This window comes from Verrucomicrobium spinosum DSM 4136 = JCM 18804 (assembly GCF_000172155.1).
Taxonomy (GTDB): Bacteria; Verrucomicrobiota; Verrucomicrobiia; order Verrucomicrobiales; family Verrucomicrobiaceae; genus Verrucomicrobium; species Verrucomicrobium spinosum.
Window position 1 is genome coordinate 1,803,341 of sequence record NZ_ABIZ01000001.1, and the last position, 16,717, is coordinate 1,820,057.

Consider the following 16,717-nt stretch of genomic DNA (forward strand, 5'->3'; position numbering starts at 1 on the left):
GAGAGGGGCGTGCTGGGAGGTTTGGCCGGTGAGCCGACTAAAGTCGGTACTCCAACCCGCTTCGTTGGAGCTCAAAGGCGGGGAGTGATCAACAAAGCTTGCGCTTTGCAGGTCCCCCGCGCCCGAAACTTCAAGCACCAAGCACTAATCCCCCCCCCTCCCCACCAACCGTTCCACATGCTCCCTCACGCCCTCCGGCCAGTCGGCCATGAGTTCCGTCATGCGGGAGATGTCGCCGGCATGGAAGGCGCGTGTCACTTCCTCGAACTGGGGCAGGTCGCCGGCCAGCGCATGGAGGAAGCGGTGCACGGCCTCGGCGGCCTGGCGTTTCCGGTCGCGGTCGGCGTGGGTCTTGCGGGCGTCTTCCACCAGTTTCCGCAGGGCCACGGAGGCTCCGCCGGACTGTTGATTGAGCCATTCCCAGTGGCGGGGCAGGAGGGTCACCTCGCGGGCCACGACCCCCATCTTGGGCCGGCCGGGGCCGCGTTTCTCAGCGGTGCTTTCCTCTCCCGCAACTTCGGAGGGAGTTTCGGGAGATACACTGGCCGGGAGGAGACGGTTGGCGGCATCGGCGGCACTGCCGCGAAAGTCCACCTCCACGATCTGGCTCGTGACATCGTCGAACACCAAAACGGGGCCGACATCGAGACGCGAGGTCCAGGGGTGGGCTTCCAGGACAACTTCGGAAAGCGGGCCGGTGGCGATGCGTTGATGGCCGGCAAAGGCGATGACGGGTGATTGGGAGTGGAAGCGAGGATCCATGATGCTTATTTAACCCGGGTGAAATGGGTGTCAATAATTTATCCGGGTAAAATTGCGAGAGTAAAACCAGGCCCTGCCTCCCCCGGTTGCGGGATGCTTCCTCACTTGCCTTTGTGCCCCCATCTCTTAAGCTCCCGCACATGCCGATGGATAGCGCGATGGATGAAGCCCTTAACAGCACGGCTTTTGCAGAGTTGGTGTTGGGTGGTTTTGACGAAAAAGCCGTCCAAGCCGCGGGGGAGCGTGGCCGGGAGCGACTGGGAGGGAACGCCACGCTCGCCTTTATTTTTTGTACCTGCGATTATGCCGGTTCGCTGAAGGATCTCATTGAGCTCGTCCAGATCCATGCGCGGTGCCCCCACGTGGTGGGCATGTCGGCGAGCGGACTGGTGGGGGTGGGTCGGGAAGAGGAGGGGGAGCAGGGCTTTTCCCTGCTGCTGCTACGTCTGCCTCATGCAGAGGTCATGACCGCCTCCCTGGACTCTGATGAAGACTCCAGCGGCGAATGGTTGAGGACACGGCAGTGGAATGAGGGCGGCTGCACGGGCTGGGTGGTGCTGGGAAACCCGCTGAGCCTGGGGGAGGACTGGATGAGCGAGTGGAACACTCACGTGGGCCGCACCGCCACCTATGGCGGGCTGGCCAGTGGCAGCTTCCGTGCCGAGGATCTCTTTGTGTTCAACGAGCACGGTATTCAGAATGCGACTGCCGTGGCCGTGGGGTTTCGAGGAAACGTACGCCTCAGCGGGCTCGTCAGCCAGGGCTGTCGCCCCATTGGGGAGCCCCTCACCATCACGCGGGCCGAGCAGAACCTCATTCATCAACTGGCGTCCAAGAGCGCGTATGACCAGCTCCAGGCCGCCTTTCACAGCCTGCCGGAGACAGATCGTGAACATGCCCAGGGCAACATTCTCGTCGGTCTGGCCATGACGGAGTATCGGGAGGATTTTCACACAGGTGATTTCCTCGTACGCTCCATCCTCGGTGGCGATCCGAACCTGGGTATTCTTGCCGTGGGTGCCACTCCGCGCACCGGGCAGACGCTGCAGTTTCAACTGCGCGACCATGAGGCCGCAGACACCGAGTTGCGCGAGCTCCTGCTGCTCAAGCGGCGCGAGCTGGCCCAATCTCCCTTTGCCGGCCTGCTCTTCACCTGCGGCGGCCGCGGCGAGCAGCTCTTTGGGAAACCGCATCACGATGCCGGTCTCTTCCGCGACGCCTTTGGCTCCGTCCCCATGGCTGGGCTCTTCTGCAACGGTGAAATCGGGACCGTTGGTGAACGCGCCTATCTGCATGGCTTCACCGCCGCAGGCGTGATGTTGGTGGAGGGGGGGTAGTGAAGGGGAAGGGGTTGGGTTCTAAGGATTAACCACAGAGGCACCGAGAACACAGAGGAATGACTTTTAGACGGGTTTTCAGAATTGGGATTTGCGCCTTGAGCCTTCCTTGAAGTTTGGCGTTTGATATTTGAAGTTTGGATCCCCCAGTGGCACTACTGGACCTTGGCGTGGCGGACTTTGTGTTTGGAGAGTTCGTCTGGAGTCAGGGCTGGAGCGGTGACTTCCACCGTTTCCCATTGCAAGATTTCCAACGGCTGTTCGCCATATCTCACCTGTGGCCAGGGGCGGCCGTATCTGCTTTCTACTGCTCCGGTGATGCCGTTGACGAAGTGCCGGGCGATGGAGGATTCAGGTTCGTCCCATGAGGTATCGCCGAAATCATACCAGTCGCCGATCACGGACTGAACTCTTTCGCCCCGTTGGCCAAGGCTCTTCAGGCGCCTTTCTGCCGCAATCCCTCGCAGTCGAGGTTCATGAGCCTTCGCGGAGACGGGATGCTGACACTCGAACCCGGAGGGTTCACCATGCATAGCCACGGGTCGACCGAGTGGAGCGAGGGCTACCCGTGGTTGGCAACGGTTCACATTCTACCGCGGAGCGGTAGGCCCATCGTATTGCGAAACCCCAGACGCCAATCCCGCGAAGCATCCCATTCGCCGTTTGGCCCCGATTGGCCTACCGCTCCGCGGTAGAATTCCTGCCTCGTCTTCCATGGGTAGTCCTCGCTCCGCTCGGCCGACCCATGGCTACTCGTGGCGAACCCTCCGGGTTCATGACGTAACACGCCAACCAAGAGCCAGGCACTAGGCACCAAGCACTAAAACAACCATCGGCAACGCCACAGCGACATCCGCCAGGACATGGCTCAGTTCGGGGGAAAACTTTCTAGCCAGGTAGTGCACGACGCCCAGAAGGGCGAGGCTGGAGAGGACGGCCAGAATGTAGGGCAGCATGCCCTGGGGAGCGTCGCGGGAGACGCCGAGAGCGAGGGCGACGAAGAACCCCACGAGCAAGGCGGGATAGAGTTGCACCATCACAGGCCAGGTGTGGGTGATCGCGTTTTTGTCCCCCAGGCGGTCGGGTTCTTTCTCGTAGGAGGCGATGGCCACGCAGTTCAGCATGCAGAGCAGCCCGAGCAGCAGCGTCTCCATGGAGAGCGGGCCGGCCAGACGGTCCAGACTGTAGAAGTGGACGCTAAGTGACACCCCCAGCGCAAAGAGGTAGCCGCAGATGGCCTCCTTGGGCAGGAGCCGCAGTCCTTGGTTCGAGCGACCTACCACGGTGAGCACCGCCAGCCCCACCAGCAGAACGGTGAAGAAGAAGCGAAACAAGGGAGGGATCGGCAGCGTCCATAGGAAGAAGCTGCCCACCGCACTGGCGACGAGATTCCCCAACAGATAGATCGTGGAGTGCCCGCGTGCCGCATAGTGCAGCAGATACATACCCACAATGAAGGCCAGGCCCACCCCGCGCCACAAGATGCCCTCCGGCACTGCGGTGAGTGCCGTCCAGCCCAGCGCGGCCGTGGCGGCGGGGATCACCCCCACCAGAAAGAGCACCCGGTGCCGACGGTAGAAGGCGTGCCGCACCGTGGTCACCGATTGCGCGGCGTTGGAGAAGCTGTCCAGCACCCGGTCCAGCATGTAGATGATCCACACTGCCAGCCCCAGGGCCCAGTAGCAGCCCTCAGGCAGGATGAGCCGGCACACCCGTGCCAGAGCTGCCTGCCACAGCACCGCCACCAGAGGAGCGTCCAGGCTCAGGACATTGAGCCACAACCACCAGGGGATGCGGGGAGAGGTCGAAGAAGGCGGCTGCGGCATCGGGGAATCTGCCCTACCTAAGACGGCACCCCCCCTTCCTGTCCAGCGCTTTGCGTTATTGGACGCCACCACTCAGCGGTGGTTATCCGATGTTGCCGTGTGGGGTACGGATTCACGCTAGATTGTTTGACCTGGGCACGGTCGTTGCTTAAATCGCGCGCGAATTTGAATCCCCGGATCTGCTCATCAGATGTTCTGATCTGTCCGCACGTGCCTCTTCAGAGCCAACAATGATGAAGTATCTCACCCTGATCCGTCACGCCAAGTCAAGTTGGGATCAAGCCGGTCTCGCCGATCACGACCGCCCGCTGAATGAGCGGGGGGTGCGCAATGCTCCCGTGGTGGCGCGGTTTCTGGCGCGCACGTATCTGGGTGCCAACGGCATCCCGGCGATCATCCCGCAGCCGGATCGTCTGGTGAGCAGCACCGCCTTGCGGGCCCGGTCCACGGCCGAGCTAATGCTGACGGACTTGGGAGTGGATGCAGGCCGCCTACTGCTGGACGGCCGGGTGTACCATGCCGAGCCCCGGGCGCTGCTCCAGGTGGTGCGCGAGTTCGACGACGCCTGGAATCACGTCATCATGTTCGGGCACAATCCAGGCATGAGCGACTTTGCCGACCAGCTTCTACGGCGTCGGGCCATTGATGAGATGCCGACCTGCGCCGCCGCCGTGATCGAGCTGCCCTGGGAGACCTGGGGGGCTGCCACGTGGAATCAGGCCCGCCTCATCGGCTACGTCACCCCCAAGCTCATCGAGAAGCGCTTTCCGGATGGCCATGAGCCCCGCCCGATGGAGCCACCGCCGGATTTTCGCGTCAACGATCCCCGGGAGGGCTTGTAACCAGTGCGTCGGTGCGTCAGGGGGCAGTGCCTCAAGGTATTGGGGCTGAAACTGTAAGGAGTAGAGGCTTCAACCTGAGGGAGTTGGTTCTCGGCGCGATTCGGTCGCGCGACTCCCGATGCCTGGAACTCAGGATCATGTCTGGTGTCTGGTGTCTGGTGTCTTAAAGTCGTCTGTCTCCGGCGAAGCCGGGTGCAATTTCGTTTGACGCTTGCGCCAATGGGACTAAGTTCCATGCTCGTTTTCCAGAAATCCGTAATCCCCGCAATCCCAAACCAAGTCAGAGTCCCATGCCAGAAATTCAGGTCAAAAAAGGTGAACCCGTTGATCGCGCCCTGAAGCGCCTCAAGACCAAGCTCGAATCTGAAGGGATTCTGGACGAAGTGCGCCGCCTTCGTGCTTTCGAAACGCCGAAGGAAAAGACCCGCCGCAAAGCTCGCGCCGCCGCGAAGCGTGGCAAGATCCGTTTCCGCTTCTCCATGCACAAGCCTGCTGACAAGGCCGCTGCTGCTGCTGAAGCTTCTGCTCCTGCTGCCTAAGGAATCTCCGGATTCGTTTCGAATTCTCCGATTCCCAGTGACTGGCCCTGTGCTGTCCTGGGGGGGGAGTTCTGAAACTCTTTGATTTCAAGACCTCTCTGCCCTGTGCGGAGGGGTCTTTTTTGTGGGTCGATAAATGGGGGGGGGTAGGCGGCGCGTGCGAGATGGGTGTGGATCGACTCGTAACGACCTTTCGTCCGCCATGTCACACTCTGATGCCGTGATCTCCGCAGCCACATTCACCTCACAAACAGCCGACGCGTCCTTCCGGCTCCGTTCCGCCGTTTGCGGGGATGAAGCCGCAGTGCAGGCTCTCGTGTTTGGCGTCCTGCGATCTTACGGGCTGAGTCCTGATCCTGAACTGACGGATGCGGACCTGGCCGATCTTGAAGCTGCGTATGCCCTCCAAGGGGGCAGGTTTACCGTGTTGGAAGCTGCCTTCGGAGGGGCAGGTCAGAACGGCTGGCAGATCATTGGCACTGTCGGCTTGCTGCCTCTGCCCGGGCACCCGGCTGTGGGTGAACTACGCAAGATGTATCTGCATCCTGATTGGCGGGGGCGTGGACTGGGGAAAAGGCTGCTGGAGCGGGCGCTGGCAGATGCGCCGGAGCTTGGGTTTCAGGAAATCGTTTTGGAGACCGCCTCCGTCCTGGCTGAGGCGGTGGCCCTGTACCGGCGCTACGGCTTTGAGCCCCTTGATGTCTTGCCTGGCCATGCCCCGGCGGCGCGATGTGACATGGTGTTGGGGAGGAAGGTCTAGGGCGGGGTCCGGTGACCTTGTTTCCTTTACCCCATGGCGGGACCGGAGCGGGTTGGAGTAGCGGTCTCAAGCCTGCCCTGGGGCAACGTCCAAGGAATAGATGACTCCTTGAACCTTGAGAGCTGAAGATCCGGCCTCATCAAATCTGCCCACGACGAGCCTCCCTGAATGGCCCCGGGCCTACAGCCCTCAACATCTAAAACCAATGCCCACCTTGGGCGTTGCCCAAGGCTGCCATCACTCCGGGCTTTCAGCCCTCAGCCCCTGCGTTGCAGAGAGATCATCGGCCTCACCAGCTTTTCCCTGATGATTGGTCCCGCATGCGGGACAATGCATCAGGAAAACGCATCGTCTTGCTGTTTTGCCTTGGCGCGCCTCGGAGCCGCGATGGTGCAACCGCCACGACTGTAACTGGTGAGCGCCTTTCAGAAGGGCCGAAGGTCCGGGTTCATACCAGCCTGGGCAACGCCCCAGGGATAGATGGCCAAACTACCCATGAGGGCTGTAGGCCCGGTGTCATCAAGTCTGCCTATGACGAGCATCCACGAATGACGTCGGCCTACAGCCCTCAACCTCTAAAACGAGCGCCTACCTTGGCGTTGCCCAAGGCTGCAATGATGGCGGACCTTCGGCCCTCAATACTTTCACAAAAGGGAGATGCTCGACCTCTCCACTTTTCCCTGATGGCATTGGCCTTTAGGCGGCTCAGTCGCCGGAGGAAAAACGCCCTTCCACGAACAGCGCACACACGGCCCCATTACAACCTCCGCCTTAAGGCCAATGACATCAGGGAAACGGAGAGTCCTGCCGCTGAGTCCTGGAGTCCCTGAATCGCGATGTTGTCTCCTCGTTCTGTAGGAGGCAGCCATGCCACTTCAGGAGCGCCGAAGGTCCGGCCTCATCAAATCTGCCCACGACGAGCCTCCCTGAATGGCCCCGGGCTTTCCCTTCAGCCCGAACGCTGCAGGGAGATCATCGGCCTCACCAGCTTTCCCCCGATGGCCTTGGCCCAAAAAGCGGCCCTCCAACCCTGTGGCGGGGCATGAGGAGTAGTCCGACGGTCCCCGTCGGTTGCGGGAGCGAAGAGTGAAGCGCAATTCAAGCGCTGATTGTTCTCGCCCCTTGCGGTGTCAGTCGGCTCAAGTCACAGCGCACCCATCGGGTTCAAGCCCCTCACCATGGCCCCCCCCGAGCCCACTGAATTACTGGGTTACCGAATTACCGAATTCACCGGCTTTCCGGCGCAGGGGCGGGCTTGCTGGAGGCCATGTCTTGTGGGGGCACGCGGAAGAGCTTGCCGGTGTATGGGCATTTCACTTCCATGCCTACAGGCAGGCCGGTCACATCCACGAGCTGGTGGGCGGCGGCGTAGGGGCTGTTCACATAGCCCGGGCGGCCTTGAATGGGGCTGCCATAGGGAATCTCAGGCGCTGATGCGGGGGCGGCTGTCGCTGATGCCGGTGCTGGTGAAGTCGGGCTGGCCGGCGCAGAGGGATTGGCTGGCCCGCCTGCGGTGGATTGAGGAGAGGGGCCCTTGTTCGTGCTGGTGCCAGAAGCCTGGTTCGAGGCGGAAACGGAGTTCGAGGAAGGACCGCTGGCGGGGCCGGCCATGTCCTTCAGCGGGAGAGGGGCGGGTTTGGCGTCTTCTGTTTTGGCAGGGCTGGGCTTTGGGCGTGCCAGCGGGGGCTCTGGAGTCGCGGGAGCATTGCGGGTGCGATCCACCAGTTCCGTTTCCGGGGTGGCCTTGGGCTCGATACCAGCACCGGCGGGGATGATGAAGGGTTTGTTCGTGTACGGGCAGACCATGGTGCTGCCCGGAGTGCTGCGCTTCACATCGATGAGCCGCGGCGGATTGGTATAGGGGGAGCGCACATAACCCGGCAGCCCCGGCACCGCATGAGCGGTCAAAATGCCTTCGGGCGGAGCTGTGAGGGTGTTGGCGGACCCACGGCCTTCCGGCCGTGTGGTGCTTGTCTTCTGGGAGTTCGCCGCCGCTTCCGGCGTCTGGGCCATGAGCGGGCGCGGTTGGGAAGGCGTGTTGACGATCGGCTTGGACGCCGGGCCCAGGGGTTTCACCGGCCCGGGTGCATCCAGCGGACGACGCGGAGTGCGCATTTCATACGAGATATAGGCGAACAGACCGTCGTGGCGGATCTTCTGCCACGCCTGCTTGGGCGGCAGCGCGCAGGAGGAGAGGGTCAACAGGGCGGTGATGGCGCACCCGACTGGGGCCATGTTGCGAAGGCGGTGGGCGCTGCTCATGATGACGCGATTGACTCGATGGCGGTGCTAGGCAACTGATTGTAAAAACCCGGCACCCTATTTGCAAGCCCGGCAGTTGAGAGTAATTCAAGTTTTTTTTAAAAATTGCAGTGAGCGGGTCTTTTTGTGGATGAAATGGCAAATCATATCAGTGGGCAAGCCAGCTCTTCCCTGGGCCAGGGCGGGTGTGGAAGAATATTCCAAGCGTTTACGGCGCATGGCGCAGGTGGACATGGTCACGCTCAAGGAGGGGACGCCGGAACAGGTGGGGGATCGTGCGCTGGAAGCGGCCAAGGACAGCTGGTGCATCGTGCTGGATGAAAAAGGTCGTCATCTCACGAGCATGGAGCTCGCCAAGTGGATCGAGAAACAGGAGCTCTCCGGCAGGAAGCGGGTGTCCTTTCTCATCGGGGGGGCGGACGGACATGCGCCCAAGGTCAAGGCGGCTGCCAATGAGCTGTGGTGCCTCTCTGCCATGACCCTGCAACACGAAGTAGCACTCGTCTTGCTTTTGGAACAAATTTATCGTGGTTATTCGATCCTCAGGGGGGATCCTTATCACCGGGAATGAAGCGGTGGATTTTTAAAATTTTCTCACGGTCTGGCCAATTAGATCTTGCTTGAGAAGGTTCGCAAAATTACTATCCGGGGCTGAACTTTCAGGTGGCGTTAATTTATGGGGAATCCGCAAGCATCCATTCTTCGGCAGGTGATCGAAGGTCACTCTCAGCTCACGTCGGATGCCCCAGAATCATTCCGCGAGGCCGCTCCGGGGGCGGAGGCCAGCCCCTCTGCCGCTGTGAGTGCCGCGTCTGGATCGGCAACACCTCCCGCGGGCAAGGCCCCGGCTGTGCATGCGGGGCACATGAAGCTCCTTTTTGAAAATGCGCCGGTGGCCATGGCGATGTTTGATCAGCAGATGCGCTATCTCCTGGCCAACCGCCGCTGGCTGGAGGACTTCAAGCTTACTCAGGTGGATGTGGTGGGGAGGAGCCAGTATGAGTTGTTTCCCGCGCTTCATGCGGGCTGGCGTCACGTGTATGAGCGGGCTCTGGGCGGGCAGGTGGTGCGCAGTGACCGGGACGCGATGACCCAGGACGGCCGCCCCGTGGTGTACCGCTGGGAGGTGCGGCCCTGGCGGCACATCGACACCAGCATTGGCGGTGTGATGATCAGCTGTGAGCATCTCTACGCCAGCCCTGGCGGTGGCGAGAGGAGCACCCAGGAGGATGCCGCGCGTGTTGACTCCTCAGACCCAGGGGCCGCGCTCTGGCAGGCCAGTCTGCCGCTCATGGCCCTGGACGCCGAGGGGCGCATCCTGCGCATGAGCCGAGGTATTTCCAGCCAGCTGCTCTCTGAGGGCGTCGTGGCCGGGCGGACTCCCATGTGGGAGGCCTTTGGCGAAAAGATGGAGCGCGGGCCGCTGCAGCAGCATGTGCTGGCCACCATCAGATCTGTGCTGGAGGGCGATCATCCGCACGCGGTGATCAATGTCTATGGCGATGCTCCCGGCGCGCCGCAGAACGACGATGCGCCGCCGGATCGGTGGCTGGTGTCCCGTGCCCCGGGCGGTCCCCTCGGCATGGAGGGGGATGCTGTGCTGGCCGTCGGGCTGGCTGGTCTGTCGGGCCTGGAGCCCCGTGGGTTGCAATCCTCTGTTGTGCCGCCTCCCGCCTCCGTGATCTTTGGCGAGACCAAGTTGCCTCCCCGTCCTGCGGCGGTGGTGCCAGCCGTGGCTCCCGCTCCGCCTGCGCCCACCCCACCGCCGCAGAGCCAGGTGGTGGCTGCGGTGGATGAGGCCGTGCAACGCCGCCTCGCGGAGGAAGTGGCCCGCATGCGCATGGCCCTGAAAGAGGCTACCGATTCCGAAGGCGTGTCCCGCCAGCGCGAGGCCCGCCTGCGTGCCGTGCTGGAACTCGCCCCGTGCGGTCTTCTCGTGCTCGACGAGCGCGCCCGTCCCCTCTACTGCAACGCCCATCTTCACCTGCTGCTGGGCCGCCCCCTGGCGGACGGTCGCACCATGGAGGAGTGGCTGGCTGAGGCCTGCCGGGATGAGGCCCACCGTGAGCAGGTGCTGCGACAGTGGCGCGAGGGCATCTGGCGCAAGCAGCTCACGCTCGCCATGGCTCTGGTCAGTGCCGAGGGCGTGGTCAAGGACATCGAGATCCGGCCCGTTTCCCTGCCGGGCGGTGGGTTGCTGGCCATGCTACAGGATGTGACGGATACCCGGAGGAGTGAGGAAATGCTGCGCTCCACGGAGGCCAAGTTCCGCACGCTCGTGCACGAAAATCCCCTGCCGGTACTGCTGGCGGACCGCTTGGGTGCGGTGTTCGATGCCAACCCTGCTGTGGAGTCTCTGCTGGGCTACACCCGTGCGGAGCTGCGGCGCATGCGGCTGGATCGCTGGCTGGATTCCGAAAGCCTCACCCGTCGCGCCTCCACCCTGCGGGATCTGCTGGAGCGCGGGGAGCGCTCTGCCTGGACCACGGTCACCGTGGTGCCGCGGGAGGGGGATGCTCAGAAGGTGGACCTGCGTCTCGCCATTGTGCCGGATGCGCTCGGCCAGCCTCTTTTCACCATCCATTTCTTCCAGCCCAAAGTGGAGCCGCCCGCCGCGCTGGACCCGGTCCCTGCCATGGACTGGACGCACCCGCTTTTCATCAACGCCCTGTCGGCTCCTGCCGCCCCCGGTGTCCAGCCAGAGTACGCCCCGGCCCCGCCCGCTCCGGTGGAGTATCGCCCGCTGGTGCTGCTTACCACAGACCTGCATGGGCGTATCTCGGACTGGAGCCCAGAGGCTGTGGAACAGTTCGGATTCGAGGAGACGGAAATCACCGGGCGAGGCCTGCACTGCCTCTTCCGCCCCTCAGACGCCACCGGTTTCTATGGCGAACTCGCTGGCCTGCCCAGTGATCCTGATGGGGAAGGGCACCTCTGGGCCTTCTACCATCGCGACCGTGGCCGCCAGGAAGGAGTGTTCAAGATCCAGAAGCATCCGGAGGACGGTGACCTTGCCGTCTCTCTCCTGAAGGACCTGCCTGTTCCTGCGCCAGGGGTGGCCAGTGCCGCCGGGCTCTTCACGGCTCATCCCGGGCATGCCGGTGCCTTGGGGGATGGCAGCATCACCACGACGGCATCCCCCGGAGACCGTGTTCATGGGCAGGCGGGGACTGCCGGCGTGGCCATTCCCAAGGTCCGCATCCCCGCCTCGGCCTTTACCCCGCGGGCGGAATCGCCGCCGGAACCTCCTGCACCTCCCGCCGCTCCGGCGAAGCCCAATGCAGCGGAGTTGAAGCGGGAACGCATCATCCTTGGGGAATCCTACCGGCGGGTGAAAAACCACCTGCAGATCATCACCTCCATGCTCAACCTCCAGTTGAGCACCTTGCGCAATGAAGAAGCCCGCGTTGCCCTGCGCTCCAGTCAGAACCGCGTGCGCTCTCTTGCCGCCCTGCACCAGCACCTCTATGCCCTGGCCAGTGGTGAATCCAGCGGCTTCCACGCTTTTGCGGAGGGGCTCATCTCCCACCTCCGGGACTGTTACGAGGTGACGGTGGAGCAGGTGCGGCTGAATTTGCGCGTGCAGGATGAGCTCCTGCCGGAAGACTGGCTCATGCCTCTGGCCCTCTCACTTAATGAGATGGTCTCCAACGCCTTCCAGCATGCCTATGGCGATGGACGGAGCGGACAGATGACGGTCGAGCTCTACTGGGATGAGCAAAAGGCTCATCTTCTGGTGAAAGACGACGGGGCCGGTATGTCGCCTGACTTTGACGATCATCGTGGCAATGGGTTGGGTATGAAGATCTTGCGCGTCTTTGCCGGCCAGCTCGGCGGCGAGGTGAAGGTGCAGGGACAACCGGGTGAGGGGGTTAGTTTTCACTTGGAGTTTCCGGTGTCAGACGCGCGCGGTTCCTAGTGCCAAGCGGCACGGAAGTGCTCAGGGGGGTGCGTTTTCAGTTGCAACAGGGGACAAATTACAGTGATATTAACTATCGCTGGAAACTATGGTCCCCTCTGCCCCTATCCGTGTTCTTCTCTTGGACGAAAGACTCCAGTCCGGTGGCGGTGTGGCGGGGGAACTTCGCGCCCTTGGGCATGAAGTCGTGGGAGTGACGTCGGCCGAGACGGCGGTAGGTCCCGAGCCCATGAAGCTGGCGGAGGAAACCTCACCCGATGCGGTGGTGGCCTCGCTTTCGGCCGCGACGGCAGAGCGCACGCTCCAGGTGACCGGTGATCTGGCGCTGAGCCGCCGACTGGCCGTGGTGCTGGTGGTCGCGCCGGAAGTAGATGTTAGCCTGCTCGTGGCGGCTCAGGATTTACCCTTCTGCCAGATCGCCTGGGAGCCGCTCCGCACGGGTGAGCTGCGTACCGCGCTGGATCTGGCTGTGGCCCGGCAGCAGAGGGCTCTGCTCAATGAGCGGCGGGAGCACCTCGTGGTGCAGGCGTTTGAGAGTTTGAACGAAGCCGTCATCGGCACTGACTTTACCGGCCGCATCCGGTTTATGAATGACGAGGCCGAGCGCCTCACGGGTTGGGAGGAGGCGGCTGCCTGGGGCTGCGCTCTGGATGAAGTTTACCAGGCCACCGTGAAGACAGGTGGGGAAGTGCCTTCACCCCTGATGCGCCGTGTCGATCTCCGTCACCGCAGAGGCGGGGCCACACTCTGTGAAGAGCGCATGTCCCCAGTGCGGGATGAGCACGGCAGCATCAATGGCATGATCATCACCCTGCGCCAGCTCAGCGCCCGCAGCTCCGCTGTGACAGGCGTGGGTGAGGGAGCGGGCAAGGGCCGCCCGGCGGGCCCGGTCACCGGCGGGGAGCAGCCCGCTCCGCTGGCGGACATTGTCGAGAGCATCTCCGATCCCCTCGCGGCTCTGGACGGCCGCTGGACCTTCACCTACGTGAACAGCAGCGCCGCCCGTCTCTTTGGCCGGGAGAAAGCGCAGCTCGTGGGCCAGAGCCTCTGGGAAGTGCTGCCGCCCAGTGTGAAGGCCGCTCATGAGGAGGAGCTGGACAAGTCCCTGCACCAACGGGTGACCGCCACCCGGGAGATCTTTCTGGAGGAGACCCAGACGTGGTTTGAGGCTCGAACTTACCCCTTCGGCAGTGGATCCCTGCTGCTGCTCAAGGACATCACCTCCCGCAAGCTGGAACTGGAGCGCAACCACCGCATGGACCGGCTCGAGTCCCTTGGCCTGCTGGCCCGCGGGTTTGCGCACGATTTCAACAATCTGCTCACCGTGCTGCTGGGCAATCTCTCCCTGGCGGAGATGCGCTTTGCCTCCTCTGGCGAGAAGCTCATGGAGCTGGCCACGGCCAAGCAGGCCACCTTCCAAGCCCAGAGCCTGGTGCAGCAGCTTCTCACCTTTGCCCGCGGCGGGGCACCCATCAAGCGCATGGTCTCCCTGGCAGATCTGGTGCGCGCTTTCTTCTACAACCACCAGCGGGTGGATCGCGTGAACTACTTCGTGGAAGTGCAGGAGGACATGCCTGAGGTGGCCCTGGATCCCAACCAGTTCCGCCGTTTGCTCTCGAACTTGGTGCGGAACTCGGAGCAGGCTGTGCGCGCCACCGGAGGCGACATTCGCGTGCGCTGTGAGGCGGCGGATGCCGCACGCATGTTCCCCAAGGAAACGCTTTCCGATGAGCCTGGCTCCCTGGCAGGTGTGACGCTGGAGATTCACGACAATGGCGAGGGCATCCCTGCCAAGAATCTGGGCCGCATCTTTGAGCCGTATTTCACCACCCGCACGGACGAGAACGCCACCGGCCTGGGACTGACCGTTTGTGAATCCATCGCCAAGGCTCACGGTGGGGCGATCTCCGTGAGCTCGCATGTGAACACCGGCACGATGGTGCGTTTCTTCCTGCCGGTGGATTCCGAGGCCGAGGTGGAGGAGAACGAGGCCGTGGACCTCACCGCCTGCTTCCTGCCCGGCCCGCCCGCCACACCGCGTATCCTGCTGCTGGAGGATGATCACCTGGTCCGCACGCTGATTCTGCGCGGCCTCGAGCGTGAAGGGTATCAGGTTGAGGAAACGCTCGATGGCAATGAGACCGTGCGGCTGTACCAGCAGGCGCTCTCGGATGGCAAGCCCTTCGACCTCGTGGTGTTGGACCTCAGCATTCCCAATGGGATGGGGGGCCTCCGCACCATGGAGAAACTACGCGCCCTGGACCCTGGCGTGCTCGCCATCGTCAGCAGCGGGTATTCGGATGACCCCGTCATGGCCCAGCCCGCCTCCGCCGGTTTCGCCGCCGTGCTGCCCAAGCCCTATGAACCCCTCGAACTGCTCCGGATCGTGAGGTCTGTACTCTCCACGCGACAGGGCGGGATGGGACGGTAGGTCGGTAAATTAGTAATTCGGTGATTCGGTAAATCAGTGGGGCTGCGTGCGGTGGTCCGGTATCGAGGTGGAAGTCTCTCGAATCGCCCATCAACCGTGCGATGGGAAGCCAGCTGCACCGCTTGAAAGCGGAATTCACACCCTCTCCGTTCCACATGCGGGACGGTCAGGGCACAAATTCCCAGCGCGTCCCTCTCGCGATGGGCTTCAGTGTTGGAGTTCCGTCCCGCATGCGGGACCAATGCCATCAGGGAAAACGCATCGTCTTGCTGTTTTGCCTTGGCGCGCCTCGGAGCCGCGATGGTGCAACCGCCACGACTGTAACTGGTGAGCCCCATTCAGAAGGGCCGAAGGTCCGGGTTCATACCAGCGTGGGGCAACGCCCCAGGGATAGATGGCCAAACTACCCATGAGGGCTGTAGGCCCGGTGTCATCAAGTCTGCCTATGACGAGCATCCCTGAATGACCCCGGGCCTACAGCCCTCAACATTTAAAACGAGCGCCTACCTTGGGCGTTGCCCAAGGCTGCAATGATGCCGGACCTTCGGCCCTCAATGCTTTCACAAAAGGGAGATGCTCGACCTCTCCACTTTTCCCTGATGGCATTGGCCTTTAGGCGGTCAGGGCACAAATTCCCAGCGCGTCCCTCTCGCGATGGACTTCAGTGTTGGAGTACCGACTTCAGTCGGCCGAAGCTCCTCAATCGCGCCCTGAGCCGACTGGAGATACTCCAACCCCGGTGCGGAGCGGAGGCGCGCCATCCCACCACCCACTGGTACCGAATCACTGAACCACTGAATTACCGGATCACTAAAAGAGATCTCCTTGCGTATCCCGCGTGGCAGACAGCGGTACGGGCAGTCCCAGCTTCTTGTAAGCGCTGGGCATGGCCACGCGGCCGCGCGGGGTCCGTTTCACATAGCCCTGCATGACCAGATAGGGCTCATGCACATCTTCCAGGGTGCTGGCGTCTTCATGCACAGCCACGGCGATGGAGTTCAACCCGACGGGGCCGCCGGCGAACTTGTTGATGAGCGCGTCGAGGATGCGCTTGTCCATTTCATCCAGGCCGTCTTCATCGATGTCCAGCATGGAGAGGGCGGCGGCAGCGACCTGGCCGCTCACGGCCTGATTGGCGGCGCGGACCTGCGCGTAGTCCCGCACCCAGCGCAGGAGGTGGTTGGCCACGCGAGGGGTGCCGCGGGAGCGCTTGGCCACCTCCCGGGCACCGTCCGACTCCATCTGCACCTGAATGAGGCCGGCGGAGCGCAGCAGGATCTTTTGCAACTCATCCACGGTGTAGTAGTCCAGGCGGTTGGGGATGCCGAAACGGCCTCGCATGGGCGCGGTGAGCATGCCCGCACGGGTGGTGGCCCCCACGAGGGTGAAAGGGGGGAGGTCGATTCGGATGGTGCGGGCCTTTGGCCCCTGGTCAATGATGATGTCCAGCCGGAAGTCCTCCATGGCCGGGTAGAGGTACTCCTCAATACTGGGATGCAGACGGTGGATCTCATCGATGAAGAGGATGTCACGCTCTTGCAGGTTCGTCAGGATGCCAGCCAGGTCCCCGGCGCGCTCAATCTGCGGGCCGCTCGTGGAGTGGAGCTTGGAGCCCACGGCCGTGGCCACGATGTTTGCCAGGGTCGTCTTTCCCAGACCGGGCGGTCCGCAGAGCAGCACATGGTCCAGCGTGTCCCCGCGTTGCCGTGCCGCCTCCACCATCAGTACCAGCCGTTCTTTCACCCGCTCTTGCCCCGTAAATTCGGAAAAGTCCGGTGGGCGCAGGGCCACATCGTACGGAGATTCCGGTGCCGTGGTGGTCTGGTCGTAAAAGGTCTGGCTCAAGCGGCGGGCAAGTTGATGGGACGGGGCTCGGGCACGGGAAGTGCTGTCAGGTACAGGAATAGGGCAAAACCGGGCCAGGCACGAAGCTGGTTCCGCGTGACGAAGACTTAACCGACAACCCTCCCATTTTCCACCATCAATAGTTTAAAGCAGCCTTCTGATTCCTGCATTTCCGGCTTGACGACGCGGGCTCT

Annotated in this window: 12 protein-coding genes; 7 read left to right on the forward strand and 5 right to left on the reverse strand. The window is 62.8% G+C overall.

What is annotated here, in order from left to right; all coding sequences use genetic code 11:
• Positions 1 to 144 precede the first annotated feature (144 nt).
• Positions 145 to 762: a DUF2239 family protein gene (locus tag VSP_RS06965; RefSeq protein ID WP_009959645.1), complete on the reverse strand. Its 618-nt coding sequence runs from the start codon at positions 760 to 762 to the stop codon at positions 145 to 147.
• 140 nt (positions 763 to 902) lie between these two features.
• On the opposite strand from VSP_RS06965, the gene VSP_RS39005 reads away from it, so the two are divergent.
• Positions 903 to 2,099 (forward strand): FIST signal transduction protein, encoded by a 1,197-nt coding sequence (locus VSP_RS39005; protein ID WP_053332316.1) that lies wholly within the window; start codon positions 903 to 905, stop codon positions 2,097 to 2,099.
• A gap of 155 nt (positions 2,100 to 2,254) precedes the next feature.
• Here VSP_RS39005 and VSP_RS06975 read toward each other — a convergent pair whose 3' ends face one another.
• Both VSP_RS06975 and VSP_RS06980 read right to left on the reverse strand, forming a co-directional pair.
• The gene (locus VSP_RS06975; RefSeq protein WP_075090347.1) at positions 2,255 to 2,500 is read right to left on the reverse strand and encodes a hypothetical protein; all 246 of its coding nucleotides are present in this window, start codon (positions 2,498 to 2,500) and stop codon (positions 2,255 to 2,257) included.
• 405 nt (positions 2,501 to 2,905) lie between these two features.
• Complete coding sequence (locus VSP_RS06980; RefSeq protein WP_009959648.1) at positions 2,906 to 3,925, reverse strand: hypothetical protein; 1,020 nt, start codon at positions 3,923 to 3,925, stop codon at positions 2,906 to 2,908.
• Positions 3,926 to 4,155: 230 nt separating this feature from the next.
• On the opposite strand from VSP_RS06980, the gene VSP_RS34260 reads away from it, so the two are divergent.
• The 3 genes from VSP_RS34260 to VSP_RS34265 all read left to right on the forward strand — a co-directional run bounded on the left by VSP_RS34260 (position 4,156) and on the right by VSP_RS34265 (position 6,066).
• Positions 4,156 to 4,767, forward strand: a complete 612-nt coding sequence (locus VSP_RS34260) for a SixA phosphatase family protein (protein ID WP_009959649.1) — start codon at positions 4,156 to 4,158, stop codon at positions 4,765 to 4,767.
• A gap of 290 nt (positions 4,768 to 5,057) precedes the next feature.
• Positions 5,058 to 5,306 carry a 30S ribosomal protein S21 gene (gene rpsU / locus VSP_RS06990; RefSeq protein WP_009959650.1) on the forward strand — a complete coding sequence of 83 codons (249 nt, stop codon included), beginning with the start codon at positions 5,058 to 5,060 and terminating at the stop codon, positions 5,304 to 5,306.
• A gap of 202 nt (positions 5,307 to 5,508) precedes the next feature.
• On the forward strand, positions 5,509 to 6,066 hold the full coding sequence (locus VSP_RS34265; protein WP_009959652.1) for a GNAT family N-acetyltransferase: 558 nt from the start codon (positions 5,509 to 5,511) through the stop codon (positions 6,064 to 6,066).
• A 1,227-nt stretch (positions 6,067 to 7,293) separates the two neighbouring features.
• Here VSP_RS34265 and VSP_RS39010 read toward each other — a convergent pair.
• Entirely contained in the window at positions 7,294 to 8,328 is a 1,035-nt protein-coding gene (locus tag VSP_RS39010) for a hypothetical protein (RefSeq protein ID WP_009959654.1), read from the reverse strand.
• 130 nt (positions 8,329 to 8,458) lie between these two features.
• Between VSP_RS39010 and VSP_RS07005 the strand changes: the two genes are divergently transcribed.
• The 3 genes from VSP_RS07005 to VSP_RS07015 all read left to right on the forward strand — a co-directional run bounded on the left by VSP_RS07005 (position 8,459) and on the right by VSP_RS07015 (position 14,678).
• Positions 8,459 to 8,899: a 23S rRNA (pseudouridine(1915)-N(3))-methyltransferase RlmH gene (locus tag VSP_RS07005; protein ID WP_029190239.1), complete on the forward strand. Its 441-nt coding sequence runs from the start codon at positions 8,459 to 8,461 to the stop codon at positions 8,897 to 8,899.
• 138 nt (positions 8,900 to 9,037) lie between these two features.
• Positions 9,038 to 12,247 carry a PAS domain S-box protein gene (locus tag VSP_RS07010; RefSeq protein WP_198141338.1) on the forward strand — a complete coding sequence of 1,070 codons (3,210 nt, stop codon included), beginning with the start codon at positions 9,038 to 9,040 and terminating at the stop codon, positions 12,245 to 12,247.
• 121 nt (positions 12,248 to 12,368) lie between these two features.
• Positions 12,369 to 14,678 (forward strand): PAS domain-containing sensor histidine kinase, encoded by a 2,310-nt coding sequence (locus VSP_RS07015; RefSeq protein ID WP_044133456.1) that lies wholly within the window; start codon positions 12,369 to 12,371, stop codon positions 14,676 to 14,678.
• A gap of 810 nt (positions 14,679 to 15,488) precedes the next feature.
• Here VSP_RS07015 and ruvB read toward each other — a convergent pair.
• Positions 15,489 to 16,523, reverse strand: a complete 1,035-nt coding sequence (gene ruvB, locus VSP_RS07020) for a Holliday junction branch migration DNA helicase RuvB (protein WP_009959658.1) — start codon at positions 16,521 to 16,523, stop codon at positions 15,489 to 15,491.
• Between the last annotated feature and the right edge of the window lie 194 nt (positions 16,524 to 16,717).